Below are 20896 nucleotides of genomic sequence, written 5' to 3'. Positions count from 1 at the left end.
AGTATTGTTTTTAAATTTGAAAATGTCAATAATGACTAATAATTAAACAATTTTTATTATGAAAAATTTAAAAAAAATTTCAAGAGAAAATTTGAAAAAACTTTGTGGAGGTAATGCACCACCAATGGCTTGTTCTGATCATAATGAGTGTGGTAATGGTTGTTGCCGAAATGGAAAGTGTTCTATGGGTTATGATTACGGTTATCCAGTTGCTTGCCCTTAATACCTTTTTTTAGAAACTTTTTTCTACCGAAAAAAGTTTCTTTCATTTAAGAAATTAAAGAATCCCCCTTTTATCACCAACCCTGCTCCATTGCTTATGGTTCCATTTGCACACGAATTGTAAAAAATTATTTTATTATAAAACCATTCAGCAACAATACATTAGAAATTTTCTCTAAGACAAACCCGTGAAGGCAGTTCTTTGCTTGCCTTAAGTGATGTAGTAATAAATTTACGATTAAAAGTATATATTGATTCCAACACAATGATATAAATTTTTAAAATAGGAAAATTAATTTATTTTTCAAGCTGGATTTTTACTATTTCAATTTCATAAAATCGGTATAAGATATCATTGACCATTTTTAAAAGAAAATAGGTATCTATTTCAAAGATGATTTATTTGAATATGAAGTTAAATTAATAATTCATTTGGTTATTTGAATAGTAGTTTATAACTTTAAAAATATAGAGTAATCCGAAAATCTAAAGAGTAGGAAAATTAAAATAAAATTTTATTATGAAAAATTTGAAGAAACTTACAAGACAACCGATGCAAATTGTAAATGGAGGTATTAACTGTGTCTGGGATACAGGTTATTGCCCTGGCAATACTGTTTGTCAAGCTCCTCCGGGATTAAGCGATTATAGTAGTTATAGATGTAGATAATCAAAAAAAAAAAATTAAAACTATTATTAAAAATTTTAAACAAAATGTTCTTATAAAATAAAGGCAGTTTTCAAAAATTTTGAAGACAGCCTTTTTTGTTAAATTTGTTATTTACACATACATAGTTTAAAACAATTACCATTTATAAACAACCTGACGTCAAAGATTGAGGTTCCACTTGATTTAGAATTGTATGCAAATTTTATTAAAAAACCATTCCGTTACAACACCCCCAAACCACAAGAGAAGGAAGTTGATTATTTAGATGAAGCAACTCTGAAGAAAATTTAGGTTGTAGAAGATTACATTAATTTCACGACAGCGTTATAAACTTTAAAAAATAATAAATTTATTAGTTTTCTGAGCAAGGGTTTCACTATTTCAGTATACAATTTTTTAAAAAACTGCGTTTTACAAAATGCTAAATATCAGATATATAAGTAATGCATATCCCATAATTTATCAATTTCGATATACTCTTTATCTTTTCTTCAAATATTAATTTTAAGTTTGAAATGTCAATAATGACAAATAAATAAAACATTTTTATTATGAAAAATCTCAAAAAACTTTCGAGAGAAGATTTGAAAAGTATTTCTGGAGGAAAATTGGCTCCAGAAAGTGGATGTGCAACCATTTGTCCAAACGGAAGCACAATTTCAATTGGATGCACAGCAGGGTGTAGTGTGTCTAATGGCGCTTGGGTAGGATGTGACGGACCCGATAACTCAACTGTAATGTGTGGTTAATTCACACCTTTCTAAAGGTTTCTGCCTTTGGCAAAAACCTTATTTAAATTTTTAAGATGAAATATTATATATTATTTATTTTTTTTATTTTTCATTTTGTTGAAAGCCAAACGCACCGTTTTGTTTATAAAATTGAATATAAAAGAGATTCAACTAGCGAAAATAAATTTAAAATTAATGCCGTTCTTGATATCAATCAAGAAAGTATAAAATTTTATCCATATAATTTTATTGATCTTGATTCAATGAATTTAAAATCGAAAAACAACAAAATGTCATCTACAAGCCCTTTTGATTTGATTGTAACTAAAAAGAAAAGATCAGATTTTTTTGAAAATTATATTTTTATCGGTACAGACTACTTTGTTTACCCTTCCACTGAAAAAATAAATTGGACAATTGATCGAGATTTTAAAACCGAAGGAGATTTTAAATTACAAAAAGCGCAAACGTATTATAAAGGCAGGCATTGGATTGCGTGGTTTTCATCTGATATACCTCTAAATTATGGACCCTATAAATTCGGCAATTTGCCGGGACTAATATTCGAAATTTATGATATCAAAGGAAATTATAAATTTAAGATTATTAAAAATTTTAAAATTCCAATAGAATATGATACAGAACGTATTGTAGAAACTAATTTCGGAAAAAAGCCAATTCAAATATCATTTGAAAAGTATATAAAACTTTTAAAAAATGCGTATTATAATCCTTTCGCAGAGTACAGAGGCAAAACTGGAGATTGGACCTTAGGCATTTTTGGACGACAAATAAAAACCGTAAAAGAATTAGATGAAGTTAGGAAATTGCAACAAAATAATATAAAAAGATATAATAATCCGATTGAATTATCGAATGCTATTAAATATAAATAAATTCTTATAAAATTTTTCTATGAAGATTGACTATCTTATTAATTTTCTAAATTTAGACAAAGCCGAATTCCATTTGCAATTCCAATCTCATCCAAATTACCCTACCGCTCTAGCATTTAGCGATACTCTCAATTTACGGGTGTAATAATAATGTGCAAATTAGAAGAAAATATGGAAAAGATTTAACAGAAATAACAATCTTATCAATAGATAACTATTAAAAGCTTTATAATTAATATCGCTCTCATTTTACAAAACAATGTAAGTTAAACAAATAGATAACATATTTCCCAAGATTTATCAATTTCGACATACTTTTTATTTTTTCTTCAGGTAATAATTTTAAGTTTGAAATGTCAATAATGACGAATAACTAAATATTTTTATTATGAAAAATCTAAAAAAACTTTCGAGAGGGGAATTGAAAAGTATTTCTGGAGGAAAATTGGCACCAGAATCGGGTGGGTGTGAATCTGGTCACGGATGTGCATGTGGAGCAATCTATAATAATTTCACGCCAGGTACTCCACATTGGGATTGCTGTTCTTGCCCTCGCCAAGGGTTTTAACTTTCATTTCTTTCAATATTATGGTCTAAATTAAAGTAAGACCATAATATTAATAATTATATAACAATTCTAAAATAGAATTTAATTAAAATGCAAAAATTATTTTTCATATTTTTCATTCTGTTGCCATTTTCATTGTTGGCACAGACCCATAGGTTTATTTATTCATATCAATTTGTGCCCGATTCAACCAAAGTAGATAGTATTATTACTGAGAATACAAGACTCGAAGTTTTTAAAGATCATTCAGAGTTTTTAAGCGATATTGTTGCAAGAAGAGATTCTGCTATTGTTTCCGCAATTGAAAATAATCAAAGTCAATCATCTATTAATCTCCCCGATGGAAAGTTTAAAAATAAAGCTTATAAAAGTAAAAAACTTACCTATACAATTGAAAATATAGGCATTCAACCTTTTAAAGTAGTGAGAAAAATAAATATTTCTTGGAAATTATTAAATGAAACAAAAAAAATCCAAGGTTATAATTGTCAAAAGGCCATTACATATTTCGGAAATCGTAAATGGGAAGCTTGGTTTACTGCGGAAATTCCTATCCAAGATGGACCATATATTTTTGGTAATCTTCCGGGTCTAATAATACAGATGTATGATTTAAAAAATCATCATTCATTTTTATTGGTTGAGAATTATAAAACCGCCAATACAACAACAAACTTGGTTAATAGACCTTATTTCATACCACTAGAAATACAAGAATTACAATTCATCAAAAAATGGAACGAATTTAGAAAAAATCCAATTGGGGGAACTGAACAATTTATGTTAATGAACCCCAATCTTTTAAGTGGAAAGCGACTCGATGAAAATGGTAATGAAGTAGATATGAGGCAACAGAAAAGAGAAGAACAAAAATATGCAGAGAAACAATTGCAACAAAATAATAATTTTATAGATTTAACACTTTATAAATGATACTCCAAAATCTTATAATAATTTACACTTCAATAACTAAGAATTCCGATTCCATCCAAACTCTTCATGTACATTTTTTTAGTGATATATTTAATGTTTGTTTAAAAACAATAGACAATACAGCTCTTTTGAAGTGAATCATAAAATAATATAGAAATGAATTTTGATAAACTATTGAACCATTTTAAACTTGATAAACCTGAATTCTCTTTCCAATTTAAATCTCACCCTAATTATCCATCGGCTTTGGCTTTTAGTGATACCCTTAACTTTTTAGGTATTAAAAATGACGCTTATGAGTTAGAGAAAAAATATTGGGAAGAATTGCCAAAAGAGTTTATCACAATATATAATAACGATTTTTCATTAATTAAAAAAGAAAAACAAAATTTTAAATTATTTTCAGATGACGTAAAAAATATTTCAAAAGAAGATTTGTACAAAAACACCACAGATTTTGTACTGCTTTTTGAAGAAATACAAGAAAGTGAGGCAAAAAACAATTTGAAATTTTCGTATTTTATATATCCAATATTCAGTATAATTTTTCTGTACTCGGTACTTTTTATGAATTGGCAATCTGCACTTTTCAATGTGTTTTCCATCATAGGGATTTATATTTCTTTAGAACTATTCAATAAAAAATTCGGGAAAGAATCTTCTATAATTGCAGGGATTTGCGGAGGTATTACATCAAATCAGCAAAAAGCAGATTGCAACTCCATTATAGAAAATGATAAAATCAATATTATAGGACTAAAACTTGCGGATTTCAGTTTGGTATATTTTATTTCCGTTCTTGTAATTGGTTTGTTTTTACCTGTAACCGAAGGAATATTAAAATTATTGTCTTATACATCGGTTTTGGTCATTTGTTATTCATTTTTTATACAGATTTTCATAGAGAAAACTTTATGCAAAGTATGTCTGTTGATTATTTCTCTTTTAGCAGGGCAAATTTTAGTTTCATCATTATTTTTCGGTAACGAAATTTCAACAAAATTATTTTTTATACCGCTATTTACCTTTGTAGTTTTTAACCAAGCAAAAAGAAAAATACAGAAAATCGGACATTAAAAATTTGAAATTCAAAAGAAATTATGAGGTTTTCAAAAGAGAGCTTATATCTAAGGATAATATAAATTTTGAAAATAATAACAATGGTTTTTTCTTAGGAAATCCAGATGCTAAATTACATATTTCTTTGGTATCCAATCCGTATTGTGGCTTTTGTAAAAATGCCCATGAAATTTCAGAAAAACTCTTGAAAAATTACCCAAATCAAATCTCTTTACAAATTAGGTTTAATTTTTCTTCAGAGAAAGAAGATGAAAAATTAACGCAACTTATTGGTTCTTTAAAAAATATTTATGAAATAAAAGGAAATTTTGAATTTTTAAAATCACTGCGTTTTTGGTTTGAAAATAAAGATGAGAAACAATTCAATGAAAAAGACTCTTCTTCGAATTATACTAATCTGGAGGAGCTTGAAAAGATTGGAAAAGAGAATTTTATCCACGGGTTGAATTTTACCCCGATGTTTTTAATAAATGGTTATCATTTTCCCGATAAATACGAGCGGGAAGATATATTCTATTTTATTGATGAATTGTTGGAAGACGAAGATATTTTGAAATGAAACACGTTCCCTTGCATCAAATTCGGAACCGTTCAATATGTACCCACAGGAGAAGGCAGCTCTTTACAATACACCAGAAAATTTATTATGTTTTTGATTCGGATTTTCACTATTTCAATTTATAAATCTTTTAAAATCGTGTTTTACAAAATACTAAATATCAGATATATAAATGATTTATATCCCAATATTTATCAATTTCGATATGCATTTTCATCTTTCTTCAAGTATTATTTTTATGTTTGAACTGTCAATAATGGCAAATAATTAAGAAAATTTTATTATGAAAAATTTAAAAAAACTTACAAGAAAGGAATTGCAAAGCTTAAAGGCAGGACATAATTTAGAAGAGTCCTTTGATGGTGGTGAATTAGAGAAGTGCGGTCCAACTTGGTGTGCAGAAGGGAGAAGATGTTGTTATCATAGTGGCGGTGGACTCTACTACTGCGGACAAAATGGTACTTGTGATTAATGAAATCTTCCATGTTACTATTAACATCAAAAGACTATACACAACTAGTGTTCAGTCTTTAATTTTTTTTTTTAAACTAATTATTAATTAGACTCATGAAAATAATTGTAATTTTTATTTCTATTTTTTTATTTAATCAAGCTTTTGGTCAAAGTCAAATTTTCACTTACCAATACCAATTTATACCAGATTCTACATCAACAGAAAATAAGGTTTCTCAACTAATGATTTTAAACATTAATAAAAATCGATCGGAGTTTTATAGTTTAGAAAAAATGAAAATTGATTCCACACTTTTAGATAGAAGAATTAAGGGAGACAATGATCCCCGATATACTCAAAGTGAATATATTACGACGTACAGAATTCTTAAATATCGAAATGATAAAACAATTGATCATAAGCTTACTTTAGGAGTATCGCCATATGTATTAAAAGATGATAGAGAAATTAAATGGAAATTAGAATCAGAATTTGCTGAAATACTAGGGTATAAAGTTCAGAAGGCAACAACCACTTTTGGAGGTAGGAAATGGATCGCTTATTTTACAAGAGATATTCCTTTTACCGATGGACCCTACAAGTTTCGTGGATTACCTGGACTTATTGTAAAAGTTGAAGATGAAAACTACCAACATGAATTTGAATTAATAGGAGTGAAAAATTCAACTGAAAACTTTGTCTATCCAACCTCAGTGAGTTTAAAAGACTTACCGACGATAGACTATAAAATGTTTAAAAGGAAGTTTAAAGAATACCGCGATAATCCAGCAGCAGATTTGTTGGGAAGCATTCCAGATCAAGTTGATCGTAATGGGAATATGAAAACAGGAACTGAACTTTGGTTAGAAATTTCTAAGAAAGAAAAAGATAAATTAAAAAAAGATATGGATATGCAAATAAAATTTCCAGTTAAAGTTAAGCTACATTTTGATAAATTTTGTTTTGATTATTAAACTCTTCTATTGTTTTAAAATTTAGTGTACCGTGACGTCTTTTTTTGTTGTACCAAATTTCAATGTATTCAAAGATTTCTAACTCCATTTTTTCTTTTGAGATAAGTTTGTTGCCATAAATCAGCTCGGTTTTCAATGACTTAAAAAAGCTCTCCGCCACCGCATTGTCCCAACAATTTCCTTTCCTGCTCATACTTCTTATTACGCCATAGAACTCAATTGTATTAGCGAATTTCTTGCTTGCATACTGAACACCTCTATCTGAATGAAAAATTAATCCTTTTTGAACCGTTCTGTTTTTTATTGCCATTTTCCATGCTGCAAGACTTGTTTCTTCGGTACTCATTCCATCGCTTAAGCTCCAGCCAATTATTTTTCGGTCGTACAAGTCTATAACAGTCGTGAGGTATAAAAAACCTTCCTTGGTTTGAATATAAGTGATGTCAGATACCCAAGTTTGGGATGCATTGGTAGGCCTAAAATTCCTATTCAACACATTTTGCACCACCAAATAATTGTGTTTTGAGTTGGTTGTAACTTTAAACTTCTTACTTAATTTGCTTCTCAAACCCAGTTCTTTCATGTATTTAGCAACTGTTATTCTTGATATTTTGTAACCCAATGCGTTCAATTCAAAAGTAATCCGTGGGCTTCCATAACGCTGTTTTGAGGCAAAATAAATTAAACTTATGTGGTGATTTATTTTTTCTTTCAAAAGCAATCTAGCGGAGATTGGCTTACTTTTCCATTTGAAGTAACCGCTGGAACCAACTTCCAAAACCACGCACATTTTTTCAATCGGAAATAGGAATTCATGATTTTTAATGAACTCATATTTCATCGACCGCTCTTGGAAAAAATGCCGATTGCTTTTTTTAATATATCCCGTTCCAGCTCTGCATCCTTGAGCTTTTTCTCCAGTTCATGGATTCTTTCCTGCTCCGGTGTTAGTTTTAAATTTCCTTTCCCAGGAAAGCTTCCTTCTCCAAATTCTTCATATTCTTTGCGCCATTTATAAAGCAATGTGACTTGGATTCCAAGTTCTCGTGCGAGTTCCGAGACATTACTCCTCTCGTTACTTAGTTGCACTGCTTTTGTTTTAAAAGCTGGATCGTAGATTTTTCTCTCTCGTTTCATATGTTAAAATTAAGGTTTTATGCTTAACTTTTACTGGACGCTAAATTAGTATATCCAATAATAATATTTTAGAAATTGATTTATTAAAATGATTTTTTTATAAACTGTACATTATTGAAAACATATTTTCCATAACACTATTAAATATGGGGAGCTTTTTTTATATTTAAAAAATGAAACGGAAACGAAATTACTTCCATTTAATATTATGGTTGATGTTTTTTTGCTACAGTGTTAATGAGACTGCGCAAAGTTCTAGCATTTCCTATGAACTTATTTACAAACCCAATCCGGTTCAAAAAGACAAAATAAAAAAGCAGCAATACAAGCTCGATATTTTACATGGGAAATCAATTTTCCGAACGGAAACACGCAGAGAATCTGACTCGCTAATAAAGAAATACGAAATCGATCCGAAACAACAAGAAAAGGAAGCATCCTTTTTAGGTTTAAACGACACTGTAAAAAATTTAGGATTTAGAAATTTGATTACAGTACAAGAATTTAAAACTTAAATACAAGAAAATTAATAAATTTCCTGAGCTTGCTTTTCACTATTTCAATTTATAAATCTTTCAACACCCTATTTTACAAAACATTAAATATCAGATATATAAATAATTTATATCCCAAGATTTATCAATTTCGATATCCTTTTTATCTTTTCTTCAAATATTAATTTTAAGTTTGAAATGTCAATAATGGCAAAATATTTTAAAACATTTTTAGTATGAAAAAATTAACTGGTATGAAGAAATTTTCTTCATTAGAGAACAAGAAACTGGAGGATTTGAATTCAGTAAAAGGAGGAATGGTAGCAGGTTCTAGATTCAATGTTTCCTCAGGTGAAATGGGTGCTAACACTTCGGAAGCTAGAGTTTTTGATGATGATGGGAATTTTTTGTTTTCATTTTATCTAACTACAGGTTAGTTTCTAATTTAATCACAAACTGCTCAAATTTGTGCAGTTTGTGATACTAAATTAAAATCATATTAATATTAAATTGACTGTAATCATCCTACAAATAATGATATACCATATTTTTTTTATCATTTTTTTTACTATCGCTCAAATTCAAAGTTTTCATGGGCAGTCTACTTCATTCATTTATCAACTAAACTACAAAACAAACAACGATAAAGTTGAAAATATTGTCTTTTATCTTGATGTTATGCATGGTGAATCTGTCTTTCGATCGGAGCAATTAAGGTCTTCTGATTCATTAGCAGTAAAAGGACTTCTAGGAGGAGTTGATCTGCAATATAATAACAAGCAACTCTATGTTTATAAAAATATTGGAGAAAATAAAGTTCTTAAATATGTGTTTGTTCCAATTATAATCAATGGAGTTTATACTATTCCAATAATTGAAAAATTGAGTTGGAAAGTATCTGAAGAAAGAAAGGTTATTCAAATTTATAATTGTCAAAAAGCAACTACAGAATATGGTGGAAGAGTATGGGAAGCGTGGTTTACCAACGAAATTCCAATACAAGATGGTCCTTATATATTTCATGGTTTGCCAGGATTAATTGTTGAAATTCATGATATTACCAAAGATTATTTTTTTCAATTGGGACAAATTAAAAAATTTGAATGGAAGAATCTATATATCGCTAAATCTCAAAGTTTGATTACGTGGGAAAAATTTCAAAAACTCCAAAAAGATTTTTATTCAGATCCTTTTTCAAACGTCAATAAATCTGATATAATCCAATATGACGAGAATGGACAAGTTATTAGAATAGATTTTAAAAAAAAGATAGGTGAAATTCGAAATAGGATACTTGAGAAGAATAACCCTATTGAATTAAATTACAAGATAGATTATAATAAGTAAAAATTATTTATTTTTTATTATGATATTGATTTTTTCTAAAAATGATGATTATACGACTAATGAAATTATAAAATGGCTTATTTTATATGAAAAACCTTATTTGAGAGTTCACGAAGATGAGATATTTGATGTAAGAATACATAAAAGAAGAATACTGCTTAAAAGTGATAGAAATGAATTTTTCATCGATGAAATTGATAGCGTTTGGTATAGAAGAGGAGGACTGAAATTTTTAAGATTAGAATATAAAAATGCTTCAATTAATACTCATATTGTAATCTTCCCCAAAAATAGGATCATTTAAAAATATAGTTTTTAAATTTGAAAGACTATGAAAAACAGTAAATTTTCAGAAGTTCAGATCATCAAGATATTATCTGAACAAAATCAGGGAAAAACGGTAAATGAGATTTGCCGGGAGCATGGAATTAGCCAGCCAACCTTTTACAAGTGGAAGAGCAAATATGGTGGATTGGATGTTCAGCAACTTTCAAAAATGAAAGAGATGGAAAAGCAACTTTCGCAATATAAAAAGATCGTAGCTGAGCAAACTTTGGAGATTGTCGTCTTAAAAGATGTGATCGAAAAAAAGCTCTAACGCCTTGTGAGAAGCGTGAGTTGGTGGATTATTCGAAAGAAATCCATAACATGAGTTTGCGCAAGGCGTGCAAAGTGTTCAGTTTAAGAAGTTCAGTTTATTATTATCGTCAGGTATTTAAAAGTTCAGATGATGAGATCCGTGCAGAACTTATTTTACTTGCAGATTCTAATCAAACGTGGGGCTTTTGGATGATGCACAATCGGTTGAAAAACTTAGGCTTTGGATGGAATCACAAAAGGGTTTATCGGATTTATAAGTCGATGAGATTAAATTTGCGAAGTAAAAGGAAAAAGCGGCTTCCAGCACGGATAAAACAACCACTGGTTCGCCCCATCTATCCGAACGTTACTTGGAGCATGGATTTTATGCACGACAGTTTGGAAAATGGCAAAAGCGTGAGAACCCTTAATATCATTGACGATTTTAACAGAGAGATTTTAAACATCACTATTGACAGCAGCTTGCCCTCTGCAAAAGTAATCTCGCAATTGGAACAATTAATTGAATGGCGGGGAAAACCTGAAAAAATAAGAGTGGACAACGGACCGGAATTTATTGCAGAAAAAATGAAAGATTATTGCAACAAAGAGAATATCGAACTAAGCTTTATTCAACCAGGGAAACCTACACAAAACTCATTGATTGAGAGATTTAACAGAACATTCCGGACAGAGTTTTTAAGTGTTTACCACTTTGAGAACATCAAACAAATGAGAAATTATGCAGAAATATGGATGTGGATGTACAATAATGAGAGACCGCATAGTGCGTTACAATACCTTACACCACGGGATTTTTTATTGAAATATGGAAAACTCAATCAAAATAGCGCAAATGAGTTTCCCACATTCCAACAAAATTTCAACAACGACAACAATAAAATATTAACAAAAAACTCTACTTTTGAGTGTGCCTAAACAAGGGAAGATTACAATATGATGGAAACACAACATTGGATTGTAGATTATGTAATTAAAACACTAGAGACGAAAAAACATGTCAATAAGATAAGTTCTAGTGCAGTTAATAAATTAGTTGTTTTAGAAACCGCAAAAAAAGTTGGTTTGCAAGTTCCCAATTATTACTTAAGTGACAATACTGATGATGTGGTTTTAAATAAAACTATAATAAAATCTATAGCTGGTAATGCAATACTACAAAAATTTGAAAAAGAAACAGATGCTGCTATATATACTAGTGTAGTACGTATCAAAGAAAAAGAGCCTTTCTTCATTACCTTTTTTCAAGAATATATAGATAAAGATTTTGAAATTCGTACATTTTATTTGAATGGAAAATGTTGGTCAACTGCCATTATTTCACAAAATGATAAAAAAACTAGAATAGATCATAGACATTATAACCACTTAAAACCAAACAGAAATGTTCCATATAATCTTCCAAATGAAGTGGAGAAAAAAATAAAGGTTTTAATGGAAATACTTGATTTAAATTGCGGATCTATAGATTTTTTGAAAAAAGGAGAAGATTTTTATTTCTTAGAGATTAATCCAATTGGTCAATTTACAGGGCATTCAGCTATTTGTAATTATAATCTAGAAAATATTATTGCTAATTATTTATGAAAATCAAAGTAAAAGAAAAGAATAAAATACCACTCTCATTAAAATATCTGGAAATACTTAAACCACGTGATACAGGTAATTTACAAAATGATGTTTTATATTATATTAAATGTAACAAATATCAAACTGATTTTTATGTTAGAGAAGCACCAAATAAATCGCTTATAAGATTACTATGACTTATTTCAATCTTTTCAGTAATATTCAGATTGTAAAAGGCATAAGCAGAGTTTTAATTTCTGATTTACAAAGAAATGTCTCAGAAATAATGCCTTTGGAATTTTCGTATTTGATTGAAGAATTGAAAACCAATACCATTGAAGCGGTTTTCAAGTTTTATGATGCGGATTCCAAGATAATAATGCAGGAATATTTGGATTTTCTATTAGAAAAAGAGTACGGCTTTATTACAGAAAATGATTGGGATAAAAATTTCCCTCCTCTCTCTATAGATTATCAAGACTACACTAAAATATCAAATATTTTCATAGAACTAAATGAAATTTCTGTGTTGGAAAGACTGATATCTTCAATAGAAAACTTAGGAATAAAACATTTGGTTATTTTTAGTACAAAACATTTTTTTATCGAAGATTTTGTAAAAATTGATGAATATTTTACTACTTCTGTTTTAGCAGGTATAGAAATTTTTTCACCGTTCCATTCGCAAATAAATAAAGAATTTATACAAAACTTAAATCTTAACACACAGAGGATTTATAATCTTGTTTTTCACAATTGTACCAAACACCCTTTTAAAGTAAAGGATGAATTTCGGTTTGTTATAAATTTTGTACAAGAAAATATAAAAATAACCTCTTGCGGTAAAGTGGATTTAAAATATTTTAACACCAACCTTCCGAAAGTTTTGGAAGCTATCAATCATAACTCCTGCCTACACAAAAAAATTGGGATTGATATTGAAGGTAACATTAAAAACTGCCCTGCAATGCCACAAAGTTTTGGCAACATAAAAGACACCACATTGGAAGAAGCCCTAAAACACAAAGACTTCAAAAAATACTGGAACCTCACCAAAGACAACATTGAAGTCTGTAAAGATTGCGAGTTTCGATATATCTGTACAGATTGCAGAGCTTATACCGAAAGAACACATGAAAACAAAGAAGGTTTAGATACTTCAAAGCCATTAAAATGTGGTTATGATCCTTACACAGGAGAATGGGAAGAATGGAGCACCAATCCATTAAAAGAAAAAGCAATCAATTTCTACGGTATGCAAAATTTGGTAAAAAAATAAATGAAAATTAAAACCTTCCCTTTCTACAAACAACCAGATGCCAAAGATTTCGATCCCACTTGCTTACGCATAATAAGCAAATTTTATGGTAAAACAAACTCGCTTCAAGAAATACGAAATCTATCTGAAACAACAAGAAAAGGAAACATCCTTTTTAGGTTTAAACGACACTGCATAAAATTTAGGATTTAGAAATTTGATTACAATACAAGAATTTAAAACTTAAATGCAAGAAAATTAATAAATTTTCTGAGCTTGGTTTTCACTATTTCAATTTATAAATCTTTTAACACCGGATTTTACAAAACATTAAATATCAGATATGTAAATAATTTATATCCCAAGATTTATCAATTTCGATATACTTTTTATCTTTTCTTCAAGTATTAATTTTAAGTTTGAAATGTCAATAATGACACAAAATAATTTCAAACATTTTTATTATGAAAAAATTAGAAAAACTAAAGTCAAAAACGATAAACAAAAAAAGTTTGGCGAAAGTATTAGGAGCATTAATGGCTCCTGATTACACAGTATACAATACGCAATGCAGTACTAGTAGTGGTGGGCAATCAATAGACTGTGATGATTGTAAAAAAGACAAATGATATAATTTAAACAACTATTTAATCAATTTTTAATAGACTATTATGAAAAAATTAGAAAATCTAAGACCTAAAGAGCTTAAAAAGAAAAACTTAAATACAATCATAGGAGCATTAATGGCTCCCGATTTTACTGTGTACCAAACTGGATGTACTGATACAGGCTCTCCAAATATTGCTGACTGCAGCGATAGTCATTCTGACAAAGATAAATAAATATTTAATCGTAAAAAACCAATCCGTCTCTTTATTGAGACGGATTTTCAAAAAAAAATCCAAAATTGCCAAAGTTCGAAATTTACATTTACCTAGCAATAAGATGACTTTATTTTTTTAAATACTATCATGAAAACAGTTATAAATTTTCTTTTTTTTCTTTTTTTTCTTACTTATAAATGTCAGAGCGTTACATATGAAATTAGTATAGATTCCACCAATCGCAAGATTCATGCAGAGTTTAATGATATACCAAAATATATAAGAGCTGACTTTCTACACAATTTAGAGTATATTATACCCGGACAAGATCCTTTGCGATATTATATCTGTAATGATTTATCTAAATGTAAGGATGCAAAAATATTTGAACAAACCGGCTTTGTAAATTCTCAAAAAGAATTTTGGATGCATCCTCCTCGTGATGGTGAATACCTTCGATTGTTAGAACTCGCTCCTTATCCTTATCTAATGTTTAACAAAAATAAATGGAAATGGAGTTTGGAAATAAGTGATTCATGGTCTGATAGTAAGTGGAAAAATTGGATTGGGGACATTACTTTAAATAATACATATGAAATAACAAATTATAAAGTGAAAATAACAATTAATAATATCACTTATCGCTGTACTGAAGTAACAGCAAAAACGAATTCTGACATCATAAATACAAATGCTATTTTCTATTTCAAAAAGAAAGTGTTGATTTATGCAGAATATCATTTATTAAACGGAGATATATGTAAAATGAGTAAAGTTAAGTAGTATGATATTGTTGATAAGTCAGAGTGAGTGGGAATTTACTACAGATCTAATACACGATTGGATTAATCACCTAGGAGGAAATGTTCAGAGATTGAACGGATTGGATTTATTAGATGAGAAAGCCGATATTCATTTATCAAATGATGATTTTTCAGTTGAGCTACCATCTTTAAAATTTGAAGATATAAATATTATTTGGTTCAGAAGATGGTATCATTCAAAAAATATGTTTCATAACGATACAAGCAAGCACAAATTTTTAGTAAATGAATTTTATGCTATGTCTCAATATTTTTTTTCATATTTAGATGATAAAAATTGGTACAATAAACATAGTTATTTTCATGATTATATATGCAAATCTCAACAACTAATTAAAGCCAAGGAGTCGGGATTTAATATACCTAATACATTAATTACTAGTAACAAATTAGAATTATTAATCTTTTTTCAACGAAATAAATCTATCATCACTAAACCAATTAGTGATATTGATTCTTTCTTTGATAAGAAGGAAAGTAAACTAGTTGCTCCTTTTACGAGTAGAATTGATGAAAAATATTTAGAGTCTTTACCAAATATATTCTTTCCTTCTTTATTTCAAGAAGAAATTATAAAAAAATATGAACTAAGAATTTTTTTCGACAAAGGAAATTGTTATCCAATGGCTATTTTTTCTACTAACAATAAAAAAACAGAGGTTGACTTTAGACAATATGATAATATTTTGCCTAATAGAAATGTTTCTTATTCATTGACAAAAGAGGAAGAATATATGATCCGGGATTTTATGAAAAGATGCGATTTAGAAACAGGCTCATTAGATTTTATAGTATCTGAAAAGAATGAATTGTATTTTTTAGAAGTTAACCCTCTTGGTCAATTTGGGATGGTATCATTGCCATGTAACTATTATATTGAAAAAGAAATTGCAAAAAAATTAATAACTCTTGATAATGAAGAAACAAAAAGCAAAAAAAAGTATAATGCTTGAAAATCTTAAACCTATTAGTGGAGGAAAAGCATTTATAATAAAGTCAGACCGTCATAAAACAGCAGAAACTTTTAGTCTGATTTTTTACAAACCTATAAGTAAATTTGAAATTACAAATGAGAATCAATAATTTTCTATATTTATATTCATGCTGCATCCCCATTAAAGGTGTAAAGCAAAGTATCATATGTGATATACAACGTCGAAACTGGGAACCTATTCCCAATAGTCTTTTTGACATATTAATTAATCTAGACAAAGAACGTAATCTAACAAAACTAAAAGGAAATTATACGGACGAGTCAGAAATCGAAATTTTTAACTCATATATAGATTTTTTGGTAGAACACGAGTTTATTTTTATGGATGATTCATTGCATAAACGTTTTCCTTTATTAGATATTAGTTTTGATACACCAAGTGTAATTACAAATTCGGTTATAGAAGTTAATAATGTCACCGTAATAAGACATTTGATTGAAAAAATTGATGAATTGGATAATCTAAGATGTGAATCAGTAGAATTGAGATTTCATAATGATTCTTTTGAAAAAAGATTTGATGATATTCTTTCTTTATTTAATAACACAGGAATAAGATCTTTAAGACTAATTTTAAATAATTTCAATTTTTCTGATGATTTTTTTTCAATTTTAGCGGTGAAATATAAAAGAATAAGGGATGTTTATATATGTGGTTTAGATGATTTAAATAATATAAACTGTCAATCTTTCCCTGTTATTTCGCTTAGTTCCAATTATTTGTCAAAAGAAAATTGTGGTCATATTTCTGAATTTAATTTTTCAACAGATATTAGGTGCTTTACTGAATCTAATTTCCACAACTCCTGTCTTCACAAAAAAATAGCAATAGATATTGATGGCAACATAAAAAACTGTCCCTCAATGTCGCAAAGTTTTGGCAACATAAAAAACACCACTTTAAAAGAAGCTCTCAATCAAAAAGATTTTAAAAAATATTGGAACGTTACAAAAGATGAAATAGAAGTTTGTAAAGATTGTGAGTTTCGTTATATCTGTACAGATTGTCGTGCTTACACAGAAAGAACACACACAAACGAAGAAGGATTAGATGTTTCCAAACCTTTAAAATGCGGCTACGATCCATATACAGGTAAATGGGAAGAATGGAGTAAAAATCCTTTAAAAGAAAAAGCCATCAATTTTTATGAGATGGAGGATTTAGTGAAAAATAAATGAAGAAAAATTTTCCTTTCTACAAACAGCCCGATGCCAAAGACTGTGGTCCCACTTGTTTACGAATAGTAAGCAAATTTTACGGTAAAACCATCCCATTACAACAAATCCGCAACCTTTCAGAAACCACAAGAGAAGGAAGTTCTTTACTTGGTTTAAGCGATGCCGCAGAAAATTTGGGTTTCCGAAGTTTGGGTGTTCAGGTAGATTTCAACACTTTGGTAGAAGAGGTTCCACTTCCTTGTATTGTCCATTGGAACAAGCAACATTTTGTTGTAGTATATAAAATTGATAAAACAGAAAAAGTTTATATTTCCGATCCAAGCTATGGCTTAATCACCTACGAAAAAGAAGAATTCATTAAATCTTGGATTGGCGAAAATGCAACAGAAAATACTGAAGAAGGAATTGCACTTTTATTAGAAACAACTCCTTCTTTTTTCAAAAATGAATTTGATGAGCAGGAAAGCAAAGCCAGTTTTTCTTTTCTTTCCAGATATCTTTTTAAATATAAATCTCTTGTTTTTCAGTTGGCAATCGGTTTATTGGCAGGAAGTTTAATGTCGCTGATACTTCCGTTCCTTACTCAAAGTATTGTAGATGTGGGAATTCAAAACCAAGATTTGAATTTTATTTATTTGGTTTTGCTCGCACAAGTAATGCTTTTTCTCGGAAGAATGGGCATCGAAGTCATCCGAAGCTGGATTTTGCTCCATCTCTCTACAAGAATCAATATCTCCATTATCTCCGATTTCTTTATCAAGCTGATGAAACTTCCCATCAGTTTCTTCGATACCAGAATGACGGGAGATATTATGCAGCGTATTAACGACCATCACAGGATTGAACAACTCTTAACCAATTCTTCACTCAATACTTTATTTTCGCTAGTCAATTTGATTATTTTCAGTATTGTATTGCTGTTTTATGATTACAGATTATTTTTAGTTTACTTAATCGGTGCGGTTTTATATGTTGTTTGGATTACTTTTTTTCTCAAAAAAAGAAAAGAACTCGACTACAAAAGGTTTTCCCAAGTTTCCCAAGAACAAAGTAAAGTCATTGAATTGATTAATGGAATGCAGGAAATAAAAATGCACAATGCCGAAAAACAGAAACGTTGGGGTTGGGAGTTTTTGCAGGTTAAATTATTTAAAATTCAAATAAAATCCCTTTCATTAGAGCAATGGCAATCTGTTGGTGGAAATTTCATCAACCAAATTAAAGATATTTTGGTGAGTTTTCTTTCCGCAAAATTGGTTTTGGAAGGAAATCTTACTTTGGGAATGATGCTTTCCGTACAATACATTATTGGGCAGTTGAACAGTCCTTTAATGCAGCTGATTGATTTTATTAAGCAAACACAGGATGCCAAAATTTCTTTGGAAAGATTAGGTGAAATACATGATAAAGAAGATGAAGAAAATGCTGATGAACAATATACTTCCGAAATTCCGCAACAAGATATTGAAGTACAAAATCTCTCCTTTCGATACGTTGGTTCAGATGCTTTTGTTTTTGAAAATCTGAATCTGAGTATTCCTTATCAAAAAACTACAGCCATTGTCGGAGCAAGCGGAAGCGGAAAAACAACCTTACTAAAATTATTAATGAAATTTTACGAACCAAACGAAGGTGAAATAAAATTAGGAAATACCAAACTCAAAAATATTTCTCCTAGAACTTGGCGAGATCATTGCGGAGTGGTTATGCAAGAAGGTTATGTTTTTAATGATACGATTGCACAAAACATTGCCGTTGGCGAAGACTATATCGATAAAAGTAAATTGCGAAAAGCGGTTGAAATTGCCAACATTAAAGATTTTGTAGAAGGTTTGCCATTAAGTTACAATACAAAAATTGGCAATGAAGGAGTTGGAGTAAGCGGTGGACAAAGACAAAGATTATTCATTGCAAGAGCAGTTTACAAATCTCCGGAATATATATTTTTCGATGAAGCGACGAGTGCTTTAGATGCCAATAATGAAAAGGTAATTATGGAAAATTTAGAGCAATTTTTCAAAGGAAAAACGGCTATTGTAATTGCACACCGATTATCAACCGTAAAACATGCCGATAAAATAGTAGTGTTGGATAGAGGAAAAGTTGTGGAAGAAGGCAATCACTCAGAGTTAGTGGCAAAAAAAGGAGAATATTACCGGCTTGTTAAAAATCAATTGGAACTTGGAAACTAAAAAAGACCTATTAGATAATTTAGAACTCCGCTCAGAAAACGTTCAGGATATTCTCACGCAACCACCACATTGGATGATTCGATGGGGAAATTCACTTATTTTGGTGATTTTGGGAATGATCATTTTAATGAGTTATTTCATCAAATACCCCGAATTTATTCCTGCTTCAATTATTGTTACCTCTCAGAATCCACCAGAAAAATTAGAAGCAAGAATTAATTCTAAAATCGAAAAAATATTTATTAAAAATCAACAAGAAGTAAAAAAGAATGAGATTTTGATGGTTTTGCAATCCACTTCAAATTATCAGGATGTTTTAAAACTCAAAAAGTTGGTAGATTCTATTTCTCCCAATCAAATTTTCTCATTTCCTATTAATGAAACTTCAAGATTCAAATTAGGAGAATTACAAAGTGATTACAATACTTTTGCAAAAGCTTTTCGGGACGAAAAATTATTTACACGACTTCAACCTTATGCGCCAGAAAATTTAGCCGCTAATCAAGGAATTTCTGAATATAGAGGAAGAATTTCTACGTTAAGACAACAAAAAAATCTAGAGCTTGCAAAATATGAATTGAGTAAAAAAAATTATCAGCGTTCGCAGGAATTGTTTAATCAAGGAGTCATTGCTGCGATGGAATTGGAAAATGAAAAGATAAAATTTCTTCAGGCACAACAGAATTTAGAAAATATTAATATTTCTTTATCCCAAATGGAAGAAGGAATTTCTAACCTTAATAAAACCAAAAGTGGAGCTTCCATCAATACAGAAAAAGACAAAATCACTTATTCTTCGCAAACTTTGCAATTATTTGAGCAGTTGAGAAAATCACTGAAAGATTGGGAGCAAAATTATTTACTCATTTCTTCTACAGACGGGATTGCCAGCTTTCAGCAATTTTGGGGAGAAAATCAGTTTATAAAATCCGGCGATGCCGTTTTATCTATTTTGCCCAAAGATAAAGTAGCGGTTGTGGGAAGAATGTTGGTTCCATCAGCAAATTCTGGGAAAATTGCTCAAGGACAAAAGGTTTTAATAAAATTAGACAATTTCCGTTATCAAGAATTTGGCATCGTAGAAGGAAAGGTTCAAAATATTTCATTAACTCCCGATGAAAAAGGAAATTATTATGTAGATGTCGTTCTTCCGAAAGGGTTGAAAACGTCGTACAACAAGCAATTACCGTTCGACAAAGAACTCAAAGGTAATGCCGAAATTGTAACTCAGGATTTGCGTTTGATCGAAAGGTTTTTTTATCAGATTAGAAAATTGTTGGGGTATCAAGTTTAAATAAGTACATCACATCTAATTAACAAAAATCATAAAAAATTGCAACCTCTTTTCAAAAACATCAAAGCCATAGCATAGAAATGTTTTAGAAATGTGG

The 20896-nt window shown here is 29.6% G+C and carries 27 protein-coding genes; 26 read left to right on the top strand and 1 reads right to left on the bottom strand.

Annotated features, from left to right (window positions below):
* The first annotated feature begins 58 nt into the window (after positions 1-58).
* The 10 genes from QGN23_RS01335 to QGN23_RS01300 all read left to right on the top strand — a co-directional run bounded on the left by QGN23_RS01335 (position 59) and on the right by QGN23_RS01300 (position 7087).
* On the top strand, positions 59-223 hold the full coding sequence (locus tag QGN23_RS01335) for a bacteriocin-like protein (RefSeq protein WP_282905242.1): 165 nt from the start codon (positions 59-61) through the stop codon (positions 221-223).
* A 519-nt stretch (positions 224-742) separates the two neighbouring features.
* Positions 743-892, top strand: coding sequence for a bacteriocin-like protein (locus QGN23_RS14910; RefSeq protein WP_449727703.1), 150 nt, complete (start codon positions 743-745; stop codon positions 890-892).
* 551 nt (positions 893-1443) lie between these two features.
* Complete coding sequence (locus QGN23_RS01330; protein ID WP_282905241.1) at positions 1444-1641, top strand: bacteriocin-like protein; 198 nt, start codon at positions 1444-1446, stop codon at positions 1639-1641.
* Between the two features lie 56 nt (positions 1642-1697).
* Complete coding sequence (locus tag QGN23_RS01325) at positions 1698-2519, top strand: GLPGLI family protein (protein WP_282905240.1); 822 nt, start codon at positions 1698-1700, stop codon at positions 2517-2519.
* Positions 2520-2907: 388 nt separating this feature from the next.
* Positions 2908-3087, top strand: coding sequence for a bacteriocin-like protein (locus QGN23_RS14905; protein ID WP_449727702.1), 180 nt, complete (start codon positions 2908-2910; stop codon positions 3085-3087).
* Between the two features lie 90 nt (positions 3088-3177).
* Complete coding sequence (locus tag QGN23_RS01320; protein WP_282905239.1) at positions 3178-4020, top strand: GLPGLI family protein; 843 nt, start codon at positions 3178-3180, stop codon at positions 4018-4020.
* Between the two features lie 156 nt (positions 4021-4176).
* Positions 4177-5097 (top strand): vitamin K epoxide reductase family protein, encoded by a 921-nt coding sequence (locus QGN23_RS01315; protein WP_282905238.1) that lies wholly within the window; start codon positions 4177-4179, stop codon positions 5095-5097.
* A gap of 4 nt (positions 5098-5101) precedes the next feature.
* Positions 5102-5659, top strand: coding sequence for a thioredoxin domain-containing protein (locus tag QGN23_RS01310; RefSeq protein ID WP_282905237.1), 558 nt, complete (start codon positions 5102-5104; stop codon positions 5657-5659).
* 283 nt (positions 5660-5942) lie between these two features.
* The gene (locus QGN23_RS01305; RefSeq protein ID WP_133440894.1) at positions 5943-6131 is read left to right on the top strand and encodes a bacteriocin-like protein; all 189 of its coding nucleotides are present in this window, start codon (positions 5943-5945) and stop codon (positions 6129-6131) included.
* Positions 6132-6226: 95 nt separating this feature from the next.
* Entirely contained in the window at positions 6227-7087 is an 861-nt protein-coding gene (locus tag QGN23_RS01300) for a GLPGLI family protein (RefSeq protein WP_282905236.1), read from the top strand.
* Here the strand turns inward: QGN23_RS01300 and QGN23_RS01295 are convergent.
* A protein-coding gene (locus tag QGN23_RS01295; protein ID WP_282905183.1) for an IS3 family transposase occupies positions 7050-8224 on the bottom strand; the annotation gives its coding sequence in 2 pieces (ribosomal slippage) (positions 7050-7957 and positions 7957-8224; 1176 coding nt in all). The two genes, QGN23_RS01300 and QGN23_RS01295, sit on opposite strands and share 38 nt — an antisense overlap.
* Before the next feature lie 173 nt (positions 8225-8397).
* Here QGN23_RS01295 and QGN23_RS01290 point away from each other — a divergent pair.
* From QGN23_RS01290 to QGN23_RS01215, 16 genes are all read left to right on the top strand, one after another.
* Positions 8398-8739, top strand: coding sequence for a hypothetical protein (locus QGN23_RS01290; RefSeq protein ID WP_282905235.1), 342 nt, complete (start codon positions 8398-8400; stop codon positions 8737-8739).
* Between the two features lie 215 nt (positions 8740-8954).
* Positions 8955-9155 carry a TIGR04139 family peptide modification target gene (locus tag QGN23_RS01285; protein WP_282905234.1) on the top strand — a complete coding sequence of 67 codons (201 nt, stop codon included), beginning with the start codon at positions 8955-8957 and terminating at the stop codon, positions 9153-9155.
* A gap of 97 nt (positions 9156-9252) precedes the next feature.
* Complete coding sequence (locus tag QGN23_RS01280; protein WP_282905233.1) at positions 9253-10065, top strand: GLPGLI family protein; 813 nt, start codon at positions 9253-9255, stop codon at positions 10063-10065.
* A gap of 19 nt (positions 10066-10084) precedes the next feature.
* Complete coding sequence (locus tag QGN23_RS01275) at positions 10085-10369, top strand: ATP-grasp domain-containing protein (RefSeq protein ID WP_282905232.1); 285 nt, start codon at positions 10085-10087, stop codon at positions 10367-10369.
* 27 nt (positions 10370-10396) lie between these two features.
* Positions 10397-10663, top strand: a complete 267-nt coding sequence (locus QGN23_RS01270) for a transposase (RefSeq protein ID WP_133439681.1) — start codon at positions 10397-10399, stop codon at positions 10661-10663.
* Between the two features lie 23 nt (positions 10664-10686).
* The gene (locus tag QGN23_RS01265; RefSeq protein WP_282905191.1) at positions 10687-11583 is read left to right on the top strand and encodes an IS3 family transposase; all 897 of its coding nucleotides are present in this window, start codon (positions 10687-10689) and stop codon (positions 11581-11583) included.
* 18 nt (positions 11584-11601) lie between these two features.
* On the top strand, positions 11602-12252 hold the full coding sequence (gene gwsG, locus QGN23_RS01260; RefSeq protein ID WP_282905231.1) for a grasp-with-spasm system ATP-grasp peptide maturase: 651 nt from the start codon (positions 11602-11604) through the stop codon (positions 12250-12252).
* A gap of 175 nt (positions 12253-12427) precedes the next feature.
* Positions 12428-13513, top strand: a complete 1086-nt coding sequence (gwsS, locus tag QGN23_RS01255) for a grasp-with-spasm system SPASM domain peptide maturase (protein ID WP_282905230.1) — start codon at positions 12428-12430, stop codon at positions 13511-13513.
* The gene (locus tag QGN23_RS01250) at positions 13514-13705 is read left to right on the top strand and encodes a cysteine peptidase family C39 domain-containing protein (protein WP_282905229.1); all 192 of its coding nucleotides are present in this window, start codon (positions 13514-13516) and stop codon (positions 13703-13705) included.
* Between the two features lie 251 nt (positions 13706-13956).
* Positions 13957-14121: a hypothetical protein gene (locus QGN23_RS01245; protein ID WP_282905228.1), complete on the top strand. Its 165-nt coding sequence runs from the start codon at positions 13957-13959 to the stop codon at positions 14119-14121.
* A 42-nt stretch (positions 14122-14163) separates the two neighbouring features.
* Positions 14164-14334: a hypothetical protein gene (locus tag QGN23_RS01240; RefSeq protein WP_282905227.1), complete on the top strand. Its 171-nt coding sequence runs from the start codon at positions 14164-14166 to the stop codon at positions 14332-14334.
* Between the two features lie 129 nt (positions 14335-14463).
* Complete coding sequence (locus QGN23_RS01235) at positions 14464-15099, top strand: hypothetical protein (protein ID WP_282905226.1); 636 nt, start codon at positions 14464-14466, stop codon at positions 15097-15099.
* A gap of 1 nt (position 15100) precedes the next feature.
* Positions 15101-16093, top strand: a complete 993-nt coding sequence (gwsG, locus tag QGN23_RS01230; RefSeq protein ID WP_282905225.1) for a grasp-with-spasm system ATP-grasp peptide maturase — start codon at positions 15101-15103, stop codon at positions 16091-16093.
* A 116-nt stretch (positions 16094-16209) separates the two neighbouring features.
* Entirely contained in the window at positions 16210-17313 is a 1104-nt protein-coding gene (gene gwsS / locus QGN23_RS01225; protein ID WP_282905224.1) for a grasp-with-spasm system SPASM domain peptide maturase, read from the top strand.
* Positions 17310-19505, top strand: coding sequence for a peptidase domain-containing ABC transporter (locus QGN23_RS01220; protein ID WP_282905223.1), 2196 nt, complete (start codon positions 17310-17312; stop codon positions 19503-19505). The genes gwsS (QGN23_RS01225) and QGN23_RS01220 overlap by 4 nt, the downstream gene beginning before the upstream one ends.
* On the top strand, positions 19495-20799 hold the full coding sequence (locus tag QGN23_RS01215; RefSeq protein WP_282905222.1) for an HlyD family secretion protein: 1305 nt from the start codon (positions 19495-19497) through the stop codon (positions 20797-20799). The genes QGN23_RS01220 and QGN23_RS01215 overlap by 11 nt, the downstream gene beginning before the upstream one ends.
* The last annotated feature ends 97 nt before the right edge of the window (positions 20800-20896 follow it).

This window comes from Chryseobacterium gotjawalense, from assembly GCF_030012525.1.
Classification (GTDB): domain Bacteria; phylum Bacteroidota; class Bacteroidia; order Flavobacteriales; family Weeksellaceae; genus Kaistella; species Kaistella gotjawalense.
The sequence above is the reverse complement of the archived record's forward strand: the minus strand, read 5'-3'. Positions and strand labels throughout refer to the sequence as shown.